At 73.5% G+C, this 14,722-nt stretch carries 13 protein-coding genes; 12 read left to right on the top strand and 1 reads right to left on the bottom strand.

Going from position 1 to position 14,722, the window contains the following annotated elements; translation table 11 throughout:
- The first annotated feature begins 110 nt into the window (after positions 1 to 110).
- The 12 genes from BLW85_RS04590 to BLW85_RS04535 all read left to right on the top strand — a co-directional run bounded on the left by BLW85_RS04590 (position 111) and on the right by BLW85_RS04535 (position 13,890).
- Positions 111 to 638 (top strand): hypothetical protein, encoded by a 528-nt coding sequence (locus BLW85_RS04590; protein WP_070024776.1) that lies wholly within the window; start codon positions 111 to 113, stop codon positions 636 to 638.
- Positions 639 to 938: 300 nt separating this feature from the next.
- Positions 939 to 3,074, top strand: coding sequence for a hypothetical protein (locus BLW85_RS04585; protein ID WP_074990830.1), 2,136 nt, complete (start codon positions 939 to 941; stop codon positions 3,072 to 3,074).
- Between the two features lie 116 nt (positions 3,075 to 3,190).
- Positions 3,191 to 4,702 (top strand): GT4 family glycosyltransferase PelF, encoded by a 1,512-nt coding sequence (pelF, locus tag BLW85_RS04580; protein ID WP_074990828.1) that lies wholly within the window; start codon positions 3,191 to 3,193, stop codon positions 4,700 to 4,702.
- On the top strand, positions 4,699 to 6,081 hold the full coding sequence (locus BLW85_RS04575) for a hypothetical protein (protein ID WP_074990826.1): 1,383 nt from the start codon (positions 4,699 to 4,701) through the stop codon (positions 6,079 to 6,081). The genes pelF and BLW85_RS04575 overlap by 4 nt, the downstream gene beginning before the upstream one ends.
- Before the next feature lie 38 nt (positions 6,082 to 6,119).
- Entirely contained in the window at positions 6,120 to 7,121 is a 1,002-nt protein-coding gene (locus tag BLW85_RS04570; RefSeq protein ID WP_074990824.1) for a GDP-mannose 4,6-dehydratase, read from the top strand.
- Between the two features lie 39 nt (positions 7,122 to 7,160).
- Positions 7,161 to 7,874, top strand: coding sequence for a nucleotidyltransferase family protein (locus BLW85_RS04565; RefSeq protein WP_070024785.1), 714 nt, complete (start codon positions 7,161 to 7,163; stop codon positions 7,872 to 7,874).
- 7 nt (positions 7,875 to 7,881) lie between these two features.
- Positions 7,882 to 8,766 (top strand): NAD-dependent epimerase/dehydratase family protein, encoded by an 885-nt coding sequence (locus BLW85_RS04560; protein WP_074990821.1) that lies wholly within the window; start codon positions 7,882 to 7,884, stop codon positions 8,764 to 8,766.
- Complete coding sequence (locus BLW85_RS04555) at positions 8,763 to 9,434, top strand: spherulation-specific family 4 protein (protein ID WP_074995974.1); 672 nt, start codon at positions 8,763 to 8,765, stop codon at positions 9,432 to 9,434. The genes BLW85_RS04560 and BLW85_RS04555 overlap by 4 nt, the downstream gene beginning before the upstream one ends.
- Before the next feature lie 38 nt (positions 9,435 to 9,472).
- A complete protein-coding gene (locus BLW85_RS04550) occupies positions 9,473 to 10,135 on the top strand; it encodes a maltokinase N-terminal cap-like domain-containing protein (RefSeq protein WP_074990819.1) in 663 nt (220 codons plus the stop codon).
- Between the two features lie 306 nt (positions 10,136 to 10,441).
- Positions 10,442 to 12,298, top strand: coding sequence for a M1 family aminopeptidase (locus tag BLW85_RS04545; protein WP_074990817.1), 1,857 nt, complete (start codon positions 10,442 to 10,444; stop codon positions 12,296 to 12,298).
- A 136-nt stretch (positions 12,299 to 12,434) separates the two neighbouring features.
- The gene (locus tag BLW85_RS04540) at positions 12,435 to 13,283 is read left to right on the top strand and encodes a lysozyme (protein WP_070024790.1); all 849 of its coding nucleotides are present in this window, start codon (positions 12,435 to 12,437) and stop codon (positions 13,281 to 13,283) included.
- 199 nt (positions 13,284 to 13,482) lie between these two features.
- On the top strand, positions 13,483 to 13,890 hold the full coding sequence (locus BLW85_RS04535) for a hypothetical protein (RefSeq protein WP_143060411.1): 408 nt from the start codon (positions 13,483 to 13,485) through the stop codon (positions 13,888 to 13,890).
- Positions 13,891 to 13,920: 30 nt separating this feature from the next.
- Here BLW85_RS04535 and BLW85_RS04530 read toward each other — a convergent pair whose 3' ends face one another.
- Positions 13,921 to 14,649: a TetR/AcrR family transcriptional regulator gene (locus BLW85_RS04530; protein WP_074990813.1), complete on the bottom strand. Its 729-nt coding sequence runs from the start codon at positions 14,647 to 14,649 to the stop codon at positions 13,921 to 13,923.
- Between the last annotated feature and the right edge of the window lie 73 nt (positions 14,650 to 14,722).

Raw genomic sequence — 14,722 nt, 5'->3', positions numbered from 1 at the left:
CACAGCGTCATCACATCGCCTTCACCGATTGGCCGCTTTTCGCCGGTCCTCTCCGGGGTTCCCCGGACGGGGCAGACGGCGTGCGGGGCGCGCCCCTAGCCTCCCGGGCCATGCGATCACCTCTGCTGAGACGCCTCGGTCTCACCGCCGTCCTCGCCGTCGTCCTCGCCGTCTTCGGCCTCACGACCGGGGCCAGTGCCGACACGGCCCCGGCCTCCCTCGCCTTCACCACCGACAGCGCCACCACCACCCCCGGTGGCTCGGTCAAGCTGTCGATGACGCTCACCAACAACAAGACGTACGACGTCCTGTTCGTGTACCAGACCATCGACCCGACCTGGCTGACCACCCAGCGCCCGGACCTGAAGTACAGCTTCACCGGTTGCAGCCTGGCCGCCGCCGACGGCAGCGCCACGCCCTGTTCCGGCACCGGCCCGACGAACCTCGGCACCAACTACGGCGCCACCATCCCGCCCGGTCAGAGCCGCACCGTCACCCTGACCCTCCAGGTCGCGGCCGACTCCGGCTGCAACGGCAACATCGGCTTCTACTCGTACTTCTACGCCGAGTTCAGCGACGGCACCAACACCAACGGCGGCCCCGTGTACACGCCCGAGACGCGCGTGCTCTGCGCCTGACGCGCACCACCACGACGTCGCCCGGCGGATCCAGGCGGTCCGCCGGTGCGCCGTGTCCCGCGACCCCCGCGCGGGGACGGGAAAGTGGTCATCCCGGTTGCTCCGTACGGCAGTTGGACACCAGCCATTTTCCGTCAGGTTTTGTGACTCGGCCACAGAAGCTACACACATCCATCACTATGTGACGCGACGGATGCGTCGACGACCGGTTTCTGAGGGGGACGCCGGCGTCGCGCGAGGGGGTGCGTCCGCTCCATGTGAGCCGTGCTCACCCCTGTCCGGGGAGGGGACTTTCACCGCATGAAGCGGACCATTCGCACCACCACCTTGACGGTGGGCGCGCTCATCGCCGCGCTCGGCCTTCAGGCAGGACCGGCCCAGGCCGACACCAGCACACCGCGCATCGATCTCCGAGTCCTGGTGGTGAGCGACGGCGGCCCGGCCACCGACGCCATCGCCGCCGAACTCACCTCCGAGGGAACGCCGTTCACCAAGGTCGACCTCACCAGCAGCGGCCGTCCGACCATCGACGCCGGCTTCCTCGCCGACACCGTGGACGGCCGGGCGCGCGCCAAGTACCAGGCCGTCGTGCTGCCCAACGACAACCCGTTCCCGGCCGGCAGCGCCGAGATGAGCGCGCTCGCCGCCTACGAGCAGACGTACGGTATCCCGCAGGTCGACGCCTACACCTACGCCCGCCCCCAGGCCGGACTCCAGGTCCCGACCTCCGGCGGCTACTCCGGCGGCATCGACGGAGTCCAGGCCCAGGTGACCACCGCGGGCCGGGGCGGGCCCTTCGGCTACCTCAAGGGCGCCGTGCCGTTCGAGGACAACTCGCCCACCGTCAACGAGAGTTACGCGTACCTGTCGACGCCCGCGCCCGGCGCCGACTTCACCCCGTACGTGCAGGCCACCATCCCCGGCACCACCACCCAGGGCTCGCTCGTCGGCGAGTACCGGCACGACGGCCGGCGCGAACTGGTCATCACCTTCGTCTACAACCAGTACCAGCAGCAGTTCCGGCTGCTGGCCCGCGGCATCGTGGACTGGATGACCGGCGGTGTGCACCTCGGCGCCTCCCGCAACTACTTCGCCGTGCACGTGGACGACGTGTTCGCGGCCGACGACCGCTGGGACACCCAGCTCAACTGCACGCCCGGCGACGTCGACTGCACCAACAACTCGGGCACGCCCAACCCGATCCGGATGACCCCCGCGGACGTCGACTACGCCACGGCCTGGGAGCTGAGCCGCCACTTCACCCTCGACCTCGCCTACAACGGCTCCGGCAGCGTCGACCAGCGCGAGGACAACGACGGCGTCGACCAGCTCGCCGACAAACTCATCGCGGACCGCAACCAGTTCCGCTGGATCAACCACACCTACACGCACGCGTTCCTCGGCTGCGCGCAGGACACCACCGTGGTCCCCTGGAAGTGCGTGACCAACGCCGCCGGCGCCACCCAGTGGGTCAGCCGCCAGAGCATCGACGACGAGATCGCCACCAACCGGGTCTGGGGGCAGACCAACGGACTCCCGCTGGACAACAGCGAGTTGGTGACCGGTGAGCACTCCGGGCTGCGGATCCTGCCGCAGCAGCCGGACGACAACCCCAACCTGGGGCCCGCGCTCACCGACAACGGCGTCAAGTGGCTCGGCGCCGACGCCTCCCGCGATCCGGCCCAGCGCCAGGTCGGCCCCGCCACCACCGTCGCCCGGTACCCGATGAACGTCTTCTACAACGCGGGCAAGGCCTCCGAGGAGGCCGACGAGTACAACTGGCTCTACACCAGCCGCGCCCAGGGCGGCAGCGGCATCTGCGAGGACAACCCGGCCACCACCACCTGCCTGCCCGCCCCGCTGGACACCGGCACCGGCTACCAGGACTACATCGTGCCGCTGGAGACCCGCATCGACCTCGGCCACGTGCTGTCCAACGACCCCAAGCCGCACTTCATCCACCAGTCCAACCTCACCGAGGACCGCATCGCCTACCCGGTCCTCAACGGTGTGCTCGACGGCTACGCCGCGCTGTTCGCGGACAACACCCCGCTGGTGAACCTGCGGATGAAGGACATCGGCGCCGAACAGCAGCGCCGCGCCGCCTGGCAGAACGCCCTCGGTGCCGGACAGGTGACCGCCTACCGGATCGGCAACACCGTCACCGTCCAGGCGCCCGCCGGTGTCAACGCCACCGCCACCCTGCCCACCGGCACCACCCTCGCCGGCACCGCGTTCGGCACCGCCTACGCGGGCGAGCGGTCCGGCTGGACCGCCTCCATCGGCATCCCGCTCACCTTCACCCTCCCCGCCACCGCGTCCGCCGCCGTCTCGCACGCACCCGTCCACACCCGGCCCGCGGCCACCGCCCCGGCCCCGCGCACCAAGCTCCCCAAGGGCGTCGCCAAGCAGGTCCCGTACACCCCGGACAACTGAACGCGCACCGACCCGAGGGCCCGTCCGGCACCACCGGACGGGCCTGGGTTCCGGCCGCCCGGCGGCGGCCGGAACCCGCACGACCACCCCACACCTCTGGCCGTGGAGCCCCATCGATGCACGTTCACCACGGTGCGCGCCGCCCGGGCGCGGCGCACGTCACCCTGCTCACCGAAGGCACCTACCCGCACAGCCACGGCGGCGTCAGCGTCTGGTGCGACCAGCTCGTCCAGGGCATGCCCGACCTCGACTTCGACGTCATCGCCGTCACCGGCACCGGACGCGAGGCCGTCGTCTGGGACCTGCCCGCCCAGGTCCACCAGGTGCTCTCCGTGCCCATGTGGGGTGAGGCGCCCGAGGGCCGTCCGCCCCGGGGCCGCGCGCTCACCCGCCTCGCCACCGCCTACGAACGCTTTCTGACCGCGCTCCTCGACCCGTGCGCCGAGGACCAGTTCGCGCCCGCCCTCTACCTGCTGGCGCGAGCCGCCGCCGACGGGACGCTGAGCCCGTTCCTGCGCGGCGACCGGGCCGTCGCCCTGCTCGCCGCCGTGTGGAACCGCCCCGGACTCGCCGTCCGCGAGGCCCGCCCCACCCTGCACGACGCCGTCACCGCCACCGCCCTGCTCGAACACGCCCTGCGCCCGCTCGCCGCGCCCCCGCCCCGGCACGGCGTGGCCCACGCGGTCAGCGGCGGCGTCGCCGTACTGCCCGGCCTCGCCGCCCTCGACCGGCACGGGGTCCCGCTGCTGCTCACCGAACACGGCGTCTATCTGCGCGAGCGCTACCTCGGCTACCGCACCGCCCCCTACCGCTGGCCGGTCAAGGCCGTCGTCCTCGGCTTCTTCCGGCTGCTCGCCGAGGAGAGCTACCGCCGGGCCGCGCTCATCACCCCGGGCAACCGCTACAACCGGCTCTGGGAGGAACAGGGCGGCGCCGACCCGCGGGCCATCCGCACCGTCTACAACGGCGTGGACCCGGCCGCCTTCCCGCCGGCCGGCCCCGAACCGGAGGTGCCCACGCTGAGCTGGGCGGGCCGGGTCGACCCGATCAAGGACCTGGAGACCCTCATACGGGCGTTCTCCCTGGTCAGAGACCGGATACCCGAGGCCCGGCTCCGGCTGTTCGGCGGCACACCCCGGGGCGGCGAGGCCTACCGGGAACGCTGCGCGGCGCTGGCCGCCGAGCTGGGCCACGCGGACGCGGTCACCTTCGAGGGCCGTGTCGAGGACATCAAGGACGCCTACGCGGCCGGGAACGTGGTGATGCTCTCCAGCATCAGCGAGGGCTTCCCGTTCACCCTCATCGAGGCCATGTCCTGCGGGCGGGCCACCGTCTCCACCGACGTGGGCGGGGTGCGGGAGGCCGTCGGCGACACCGGGCTCGTCGTGCCCCCGCGGGATCCGGACCGGATGGCGCAAGCGGCCCTGGAACTGCTCGGCGACGGGACGCGGCGCAGGGCGATGGGGGAGGCGGCCCGGCTCCGGGTCATCGAGCAGTTCACCCTGCGGCAGACCATCGACACCTTCCGCTCGATATACCTCGAACTCCCCGACCACGCCCGGCGGTTCGCCGTACAGGCCGTACCGGAGGCCGAGCCCAGGGCCGCCGCGGGGAGCCTGGCCGGATGAGCGGACCGATGGCCCTGGAACCGGGCGGCGCCGAACAGGACACCCTGGCCCTGCGGCTCGCCCGCCCCGACGAACGCACCCTGGCCCTGCGGCTGCCCGGCCACGGCACCGACGACGCGGCGGTCAGCCTGCTGGCCGCCGAACTCGCCGACCGCATCGGCCCCGCCGTCCACCCCTACGAGGTCGCCGCCCTGCTGGAGGCCGAGGGCCTGACCGCCGAGACCATCAAGGACCGGTACGGCCACCCGAACCTGTTCTCGCTCGCCACCGCGCTCTACGAACGGGTGCCCCGGACCTTCCCCGAACCCGCACCGGCCGCCGACCCCTGGCGCCCCGACCACGTGCGCTGTCTGCTGCGCGGGCTGCTGTTCGCCCTGCCCGGCCTCGCCTATCCGCTCACCGCGCCCCTGTGGCACCCGGGCCGGCACGCCGCCGCCCTGATCCTCGCGGGCCTGGTCTCCTGGGCCTGGGGGCAGGGACTCGGCCACCGCGCCCACCTGCGGATGACGGCCGGCCGCCGCGAGGCCGCCCGCACCCTGGCGGTCGGCGCTCCCGTGGGGGCGGCGCTCGCCACCGTCACCGCCGCCCCGCTCACCGGCGGCGGGGCGGTCCTGCTCGCCGTGGCGGCCCAGTCCCTCTACCTCGCGGCGGCGGGCGTCCTGCTCGTCCTGGCCCGCGAGAAGGTGCTGCTCGCCGCGCTGACCCCGCTCATCGGGGGTGCCGCCTGGCAGTCGGGCTGGGAGCCCGGCACCGTGCCGCGCCTCGGCCTGCCCCTGCTGGCGCTGCTGGCCACGCTCGCCGCCACCGCGCACGCCCTGCGCGGACCGCTCGCCGGGCCCGAGGCCGACGGCGGCAGGCGGCCCCCGCTGCGCCGGTCGCTGCCCTACGGCCTGTTCGGGCTGGCCGCCGGGCTGCTGGTGCTGCTCGAAGGGCGGCGGGAGCCGTACGCGGTGATCGTGCTGACCCTCAGCATGGGACCCGCCGAGTGGCTGCTCTACCGCTACCGCGGCCTGTCCGTCGCCGCGCTGCGCGCCACCGCCACCCCCACCGCGTTCCTGCTGCGCTCCGCCGCCGTGCTCGGCCTGTGCCTGCTCGGCTATCTGCTGCCGCTGCTCCCCGCCGCGTACCTCACCGGCGCCCCGGCGGCCCCGCTGCTGCTGCTCGCGGCCACTCTGTGGACCGCGCTGCTCCTCCAGGCCTTCGGAACCGCCTGGCCGCCCGCCGCGATCTGTCTGGCCGCCGCGGCCGCGGCCGGCGCGGTCACCGTGCTGCGCCTGCCACCCGGCCCGGCCGCACTGCCGCTCTGCTGCGCTGCCGCCGTGCTGTCCCTCCTGGCGTGCGCGCTGCGGCTGCTCGGCCGCCCGGCGCGGCACGCCTGAACCCGCACCTCCACCAACTCGCTGGAAGGACCACCCAGTTGACCTCCCAACCGCTCGCCGCCGTCACCGGTGCCGAGGGCTTCATCGGCTCTCACCTCACCGAGGCGCTCGTCGCCTCCGGGCACCGGGTGCGGGCCATGGCCCAGTACAACTCCTTCTCCTCCTACGGCTGGCTGGAGACCCTCGCACCGGACGTCCTCGACCAGGTGGAGATCGTCCTCGGCGACGTCCGCGACCCCGGCTCGGTGCGCGGCCTGCTCGACGGGGCCGACGTCGCCTACCACCTGGCCGCCCTGATCGCGATCCCGTACTCCTACCAGGCGCCGCACAGCTACGTGGAGACCAACGTCACCGGCACCCTCAACGTCCTCGAGGCGGCCCGCGCCCTCGGGACGCCCCGCCTGGTGCACACCTCCACCAGCGAGACCTACGGCACCGCGCGAACGGTGCCGATCACCGAGGACCACCCCATCAACACCCAGTCCCCGTACGCCGCGTCGAAGGCGGGCGGGGACCGGCTCGCCGACAGCTACCACGCCAGCTTCGGCACCCCCGTCGTCACCCTGCGGCCGTTCAACACCTTCGGCCCGCGCCAGTCGATGCGCGCGGTCATCCCCACCGTCATCGGCCAGGTCGCGGCGGGGGAGCGCACCATCACCCTCGGCGATCTGCGGCCCACCCGCGACTTCCTGTTCGTCAAGGACACCGCCCAGGCCTTCCTCGCCGTCGGCGGCGCCCCCGCCGAGCAGGTCGTCGGCCGCACCTTCAACGCCGGTACCGGCGGCGAGATCTCGGTCGGCGACCTCGTCGCCCTGATCGGCAAGGTGATGGACACCCCGCTGGACGTCCGCGAGGACCCCGCGCGCATCCGCCCGGCGGCCTCCGAGGTGATGCGGCTGGTCGCCGACGCCGGCCGGCTCACCGGTGCCACCGGCTGGCGGCCCGCCCACACCCTGGAGCAAGGACTCGCGCACACCGTGGAGTTCTTCCGCGACCCGGCCAACCTGGCCCGCTACAAGACCGGCATCTACAACATCTGACCCGTCCGGCACGTCACGACGTCTTCCAAGGAGGAACCCATGCACGCAGTGATCCTGGCGGGCGGCAAGGGCGTCCGGCTGCGGCCCTACACCACCGCGCTGCCCAAACCGCTCGTTCCCATCGGCGACCAGCACGCCATCCTGGAGATCGTGCTGCGCCAGCTGTCCTCGGCCGGCTTCACCCGCTGCACCCTCGCCATAGGCCACCTCGGCGAGATCATCCGCGCCTACGTCGGCGACGGCTCCCAGTGGGGCATGGCCGTCGACTACGCCACCGAGGAGAGCCCGCTCGGCACCATGGGCCCGCTGCTCAACCTGAGAGAGAGACTGCCCGAGCACTTCCTCGTGATGAACGGCGACATCCTCACCGACCTCGACTACGCCGACGTGCTGCACCGGCACCGGGACTCCGGCGCGCCGCTCACCATCGCCACCTACGCGCGCAAGGTGCACATCGACTTCGGCGTGCTCACCACCGACGCCAGCAAGGTCGTCGCGTTCACCGAGAAGCCCAGCATGGACTACCGGGTCTCCATGGGCGTCTACGGCCTCTCCCGCGCCACCCTCGACGGCTACACCCCCGGCCTGCCGCTCGGCTTCGACGAACTCGTCCTCGACCTGCTCAAGGCCCAGAACCCGCCGCACGCCTACGAGTTCGGCGGCTACTGGCTGGACATCGGCCGCCCCGACGACTACGACCGGGCCAACGCCGAGTTCACCACCCGCAAGTCCCTGCTGCTCAAGGGAGCCTGAGTCCCGCATGCGCATTCTCGTCCTGGGCGGCACCGGATACCTGGGCCGCCATGTGACGGAGCGGCTGCGCGCCCTGCCGGGCGCGCGGCTGTCCGCGGCCGGCCGCACCGGCGCCGAGTACGCCGTCGACCTCGCCACCGACCGCCCCGAGCGGCTGGCGAAGACGCTGGCGGCGGCCGCCCCCGACGCCGTGGTCAACTGCGCGGGCGCCACCGGCGGCGACCCCGTCACCCTCGCGGAGGTCAACGCCCGCGGGCCCGCCGTGCTCTGTGCCGCGCTGCGCGAGGCGGCCCCGACGGCCCGCCTGGTCCACCTCGGCTCCGCCGCCGAGTACGGCCCCGGCACCCCCGGGGTACCGGTGACCGAGTCGGCGCCCGCCCGCCCGGTCACCGCGTACGGCGCCACCAAGCTCGCGGGCACCCTCGCGGTGAACGCCGCCGCCCTGGACGCGGTGGTGCTGCGGATCGGCAACCCGGTGGGCGCCGGGGCGCCGGCGGCGGGCCTGCCGGGCCGGGTGACCGCGCTGCTGCGCTCGGCGGGCCCCGACCCCTCGGCGGTGCTGCGGCTCGGGGACCTCTCGGCCTACCGTGACTTCGTGGACGTCCGCGATGTCGCCCGCGCGGCGGCCCTCGCCGTCACCGCGCCCGGGCCCCTGCCGCCCGTGCTCAACATCGGCGGCGGCGCGGCCGTACCGGTGCGCGACCTGGTGCACGGACTGGCGCGGACGGCCGGTTTCCGCGGCCGCCTGGAGGAGAGCGCGGGCGGTTCGGCGCGCTCCGCCCAGGTGTCCTGGCAGTGCTCGGACGTCTCCGCCGCCGCCCGCGTCCTCGGCTGGCGCCCGGCCCACGGCCTGGACGACTCCCTCGCCGCGCTGTGGGCGGCCACGGCATGAGCCTGCTGGTCCCGCTGTACGTGCACCCGGCCGAGGACCCGGGCGCCTGGCACCGGCTGATCACCGGGGCCGCCCGCACCCACGCGGTCGTGCTCAACCCGGCGAGCGGGCCCGGCACCGCCCCCGATCCCGCCTACACGGCGGCGGCCCGGGCACTGCGCGCGGCGGGCGCCCGGCTGCTGGGCTACGTCGACACCGACTACGGCGCCCGGGACCGGGCCGAGATCACCGAGGAGGCGCGGCGGCACCGGGACTGGTACCGGACCGACGGCTGCTTCCTCGACCGGGTCACCGCCACCCCGGGGGGCCTGCCCGCCTGCCGGCGCCTGGTGCGCGAGCTGCGCCGGCAGGGCGCGGGCACCGTCGTGCTCAACCCCGGTGTCCATCCGGCGCCGGGGTACGTCCGGCTCGCCGACCTCACGGTCACGTTCGAGGGACACTGGTCAACGTACGTCTCCGCCTTCACCCGGCCTTCCTGGACCGCCCGTCAACCGCCCGAACGGCTCTGTCATCTCGTCTACGGCGTCCCGGCGGCCCTGGTCCCGCTCGCGGTGCGCACGGCGACGGAGCGGGGAGCCGGGGTCTGCGGGCCGGTGACGGGTGAAGGGCCCAATCCCTGGGCCGCGTTGACTCCCGCGCTGACCTGGGCGGACGGTGTGCGAAGCTGAGCCTGTCCACTCGCGCACCACGGGAGAGCCGCACCGCCATGGCCGTCATCCATCACACGACCCTCAAGCCCTCCAAGCTCGAACTGCTCACCGAGTGGCTGCCCACCCGACCCTGGTACCGCGGCGGTGCGGACGGCCCGGTGCTGGAGAAGTCCGGCGGCTTCCGGCTGGACGACCCCGCGGGCGAGGTCGGCATCGAGTTCATGATCGTCACCGACACCGCGGCCGCCGAACCCACGGTGTACTTCGTGCCGTTGACCTACCGCGGCGCGCCGCTGGAGGGGGCCGGGCACGCGCTGGTCGGCACGATGGAGCACGGCGTGCTCGGCAAGCGCTGGGTGTACGACGGCCTGTGCGACCCGGTGCTGGTCACCGAACTGCTGCTGCTCGTCGAGGGCAAGGCGCAGGCGATGGCCCAGAGCATCACCGACACCCCGGACCACGAGGTGTCCCGCGCCTATGCGGGCGTCCCGTTCGCGCCGGAGGGCTTCACCCCGGCACCGGCCGACGACACGGACGGCACCCACCTGCCCGCACCGCACCGCACCGTCCTGCACGTCCACCGCGTCCTCACGCCGGTGCCGGCGGACCAGGACCCGCCGCTCCGCGCCGAGGACGCCCTCGGCCACGTGGCCACCGGCTGGCCGTCCCCGGCCGGAGACCGGCAGCGGGCCGTTCTCCTGACCCTGCGCCAGGCCTGACCCGCCCGTCCGCCGCCCTCCCCGCGGGGGCGGCGGACGACCCGTCCTCCTCCCGCGGTCCCGGCCGTTCTCAGCGCGTCCCACCCCGGCGTGCGCCCTCCCGTCCGCTCGACCGACGGGAACGTATGGCATGTCCGGGTCAAATCTGGCACTCTTTCGGCAGTCGCCGCCCGGCCCCGGCGGGGCGCGACCGGCTCCCCGGCACAGCACTCCCGTAAAGCCCGGACCACGGCCGCCCCGGCGCACCCCGCCGACCGGACGGCCCTCGAGCAGGCCGCAATCCCGGCCTCCGCAAAGGAGTAGCGTGTGAGACCGACCCCCCACAAGGCCGCGGGCACCGCCGCGCTCACCGCAGCCGCCCTGGCCGCCTTCCTCCTCCCCGCCGGCTCCGCCGCCGCCCGCCCGGCCACCGCGCCCGCGGACTGCACGGCGGCCCAGGTGGTCACCGACGGCGGCTTCGAGAACGGCGGTTCGGCGTGGACCACGTCCACGTCCACCGTGATCACCAGCCGCACCGGGCAGACCGCCCACGGCGGCAGCAACTACGCCTGGCTGGACGGCACCGGCAGGACCCGTACCGACAGCCTCGCCCAGAGCGTCACCATCCCCGGCGGATGCGGCACCGCGACGCTCAGCTTCTGGCTGCACGTCGACACCGCCGAGACGACCTCCGCCACCGCGTACGACAAGCTGACCGCGAAGATCGGCGGCACCACCCTGGGCAGCTGGTCCAACCTGGACGAGAACACCGGCTACGTGCGCAAGTCCTTCGACGTCTCGTCCTTCGCCGGGCAGACGGTGAACCTGTCCTTCACCGGCACCGAGGACTCCAGCCTCCAGACCAGCTTCGTCCTGGACGACATCGCCCTCGACACCTCCGGCGGCACCGCGCCCCCGGCCACCGACCCCACCCGCACCCCGGCGGCCCCGTCGTACACCGTGAACCTGAGCAGCGACACCAGCGGCACCGCCTGGACCGGGCACGAGAGCGCGACGTTCACCAACGCCTCCGCCACCGCCCTGAACGAGGTCTACCTGCGGCTGTGGGACAACTACCACGGCACCTGCGGCGCGATGCCGATCAAAGTCACCAACGTCACCGGCGGCACCGCCGGCGACCTCTCCGTGGCCTGCACCGCCCTGAAGATCACCCTGCCCGCCCCGCTCGCCCAGGGCCAGAGCGCCACCATCGGCTTCGACCTCGGCATCACCGTGCCCAGCGGCGCCGACCGCTTCGGCCACGACGGCGCCTACAGCTTCATCGGCAACGCGCTGCCCGTCCTCGCCGTCCGCGACGCGGCGGGCTGGCACCTGGACCCGTACACGGACAACGGTGAGGCCTTCTACTCCCTGGCCGCCGACTTCAAGGTGACCCTCGACCACCCGAGCGGCCTGCTGGTCCCGGCCACCGGCACCTCCACCGACACCCCCGGCACCGGCGGACGTACCGTCACCACGGCCACCGCCTCCCAGGTCCGCGACTTCGCCTGGGCCGCCGGGCCCTTCACCAAGATCTCCGGCACCTCCCCGTCCGGGGTCGCGGTGAACGTCTACTCCGTCTCCGGCATCAGCTCCACCAGCGCCCGCTCCATGCTCACCACCGCCGAGTCCGCCGTGGACGCCCATGCCGCCCGCTTCGGCGCCTACCCGTACGGCGAACTGGACGCGGTGCTCGACAACAACTACTGGTTCGGCGGGATGGAGTACCCCGGGTTCGTCCTCGACCTGGTCAGCAGCACCGCGCTCACCCATGAGATCGGCCACCAGTGGTGGTACGGCATCGTCGGCGACGACGAGTACAACAGCCCCTGGCTGGACGAGTCGTTCGCCGACTACGCCACCGACCTCGCCCAGGGCATCACCGGCACCAACTGCTGGAACAGCGTCTCCTGGGCGTCCAGCACGGAGAAGATCACCAACTCGATGGCCTACTGGGACGCGCACTCCTCGCGCTACTCCACCGTGGTCTACGGCTACGGCAAGTGCGCCCTGCACGACCTCCGGCGCGTCCTCGGCGACACCGCCATGGCCAAGCTGCTGAAGGACTACGCGACGGCGCACTGGTACGGCGTGTCGACCACGGCCGACTTCAAGGCCGCCGCGCAGGCCGCGACCAGCACGGACCTGACGTCCTTCTGGACCCAGCACCGCATCGACGGCTGAGGGGCACCGGCCGGCCGCGGGCCCTCCCGCGGCCGGCCGGCACCCCTGTGCGGGACCACTCGTATGGACCAAACGCGGTATCGGGCGGGCGCGTTGGGCGGGGCCCGGAGTGCGGCGCCGCCCGATGCCGGGTCAGATGGAATCCGTGCGAAGCTCGATACTCCCCACCCGCGGCCGTCCACGCCTGACCGTCACCGGCGTGCTGACCGGCCTCCTCCTCACCTTGTCCGTCCCGGCGGCCGTTCCCGACAGCGGCGCCGTGACCCCCGAGCGGGGCAGCGCCTACATGGGCATGGGCGTCCTCACTCACGACGGTGCCCACGCCGACGCCACCGACGACTCGCTCTCCGACTCCCGCACCGGCCAGACGGAGGGCGTCGACGTCTCCAGCCACCAGCGCGCCGTCGCCTGGTCCACCCTCTACGGCAGTGGGGTGCGCTGGGCGTACACCAAGGCCACGGAAGGCACCTCGTACCGCAACGCCTACTTCACCCAGCAGTACAACGGCCCGTACAAGCTCGGCATGGTGCGCGGCGCCTACCACTTCGCGACCCCGGACAGCACCGGCGGTGCCGCCCAGGCCGACTACTTCGTGGCCCACGGCGGCGGTTGGTCGGGCGACGGCAGAACGCTGCCCGGCGTCCTGGACATCGAGTGGAACCCGTACGGACCGGCCTGCTACGGCAAGTCGAAGAGCCAGATGGTCGGCTGGATCCGGGACTTCCTCAACCGCTACAAGGCGCGCACCGGCCGCGCGGCGGTGATCTACACGGCCACCAGCTGGTGGACCCAGTGCACCGGCAACTACGGCGGCTTCGGCGCGAACCCGCTGTGGGTCGCCCGCTACGCCTCCACGGTGGGCAAGCTGCCGGCCGGCTGGTCCTCCTACACCATGTGGCAGTACACCTCCACCGGCAAGACGGTGGGCGACCACGACCGCTTCAACGGCAGCCTCGACCAGCTGCGCGACTTCGCCACCGGCTGACACCCCGGCCAGGAGGGCGGGACGGCGGCGCCGACGGGGAACCGGCCGCGCGCCGAGGCCCGGTGACGTACCGTGGTGCCGGTCCGGGAGGGGGAGGAGGACCTCGTCGGCGGCGGTCGTCGTCGGCATCACGCAGCACGGACGCGGCCACTTCGTCGTGGCCGCGCTGGACGGCGGGATGCGCTCGGGGAGCCAACTCGTGTGCACCGACGGGCCCTTCGCGTGCCGCGCCCTGGTCGACGCCGAGGACCGGCCGGTGCGCGCCCCGCGGACCGACGCGGACGGGCCCTGGGGGGGCGAGGTGACCGGCCTGGACGACGCCGTCGTCCTCGAAGGGCATGCCGAGCGCGGCGCGTCGGACGTCCTGCGCGACGAAGGCGGCCCCGCCGTCGCCCGCTTGCGGTACGCGGGTGCCCCGCGCTCCGACGGCGGTCGCTTCCTCGTCGACGCCTTCGGGCCGGACGGCTCCGGTTTCCTCGGCGAGCCGGCCAACCGTGTCGGTCCCCGGACCGGGGAGGTCCCGCTCCCCGGCCCGTGCCTCACCCACGCGCAGTCGGACGGGCCGTGGTCGAGCGGCGTACGGCCCCTGGCCGGTCAGCTGTACTGATCCTCGCGTTCTCGGCCGCGGGCGGCCTGGTCAGGCGTGGGGCGCGCCACCGTCCGCCGCCAGGCGCGTGAGCCACTCGCGCAGCAGGCGCTGCTCGGCGTCGCTCAGGACACCGGCGCCGTCGGGGAGGGCGGCGCGCAGCGCGCGGGCCGCCGCGGCGGGCCCGGACTCCGCGGCGGGGACCAGCGGCTCGGTGCGCGTGACAGCCGCGATCATGGACTCGCGCAGGATGGTCAGCAGCGCCGGATCGCGGCGGTCCGCGGGGGTGGCGTGCCAGGTGGTGACCGCGCCCTGGCCGGTCGCCTGGATGATCTGGGCGGCCAGTTCCTCGTCGACCCGCAGCCATCCCCCGGCCGCCAGCCGGCGCACCCGTCCGTGGAGGATCTCCAGGCCCGCGCGGTGTGCCGCGTCCGATCCCCGGCCGGCGGCCCGGTTCATCACCGCGAACAGCTCGGGGCGGGAGACCCCGAACTCCACCACCATGTCCCAGCCGCGGCGCAGCTCCTCCACCGGGTCCTGCGGGGCGGGATCGAGCTGTGCGCGCTTGCGCTCCAGGAACTGCGCGTAGCCGTGTTCGGCGACGGCCTCCAGGAGACCCTCCTTGTCGCCGAACAGGCGGTAGATAGCCGGCGGCTGCATGCCCGCCGCGGCCGCGACCGCGCGGGTGCTCACCGCGTCGGGGCCGCCGTTCTCCAGTAGCTCGACGGCGGCCTCGACGATGCGGCGCCGGGGGCTGTCGGTTGAGTCGCGGGTAGCCATGAATCGATGGTACCGAAAATATGGTTCCGCTGGAATTTCCAGTGTTACTGTTGCTGCGCTTCCATCGGAAACA

It is taken from the genome of Streptomyces misionensis (genome assembly GCF_900104815.1).
GTDB lineage: Bacteria > Actinomycetota > Actinomycetes > Streptomycetales > Streptomycetaceae > Streptomyces > Streptomyces misionensis.
This window is presented reverse-complemented; position numbering and strand designations above follow the sequence as displayed.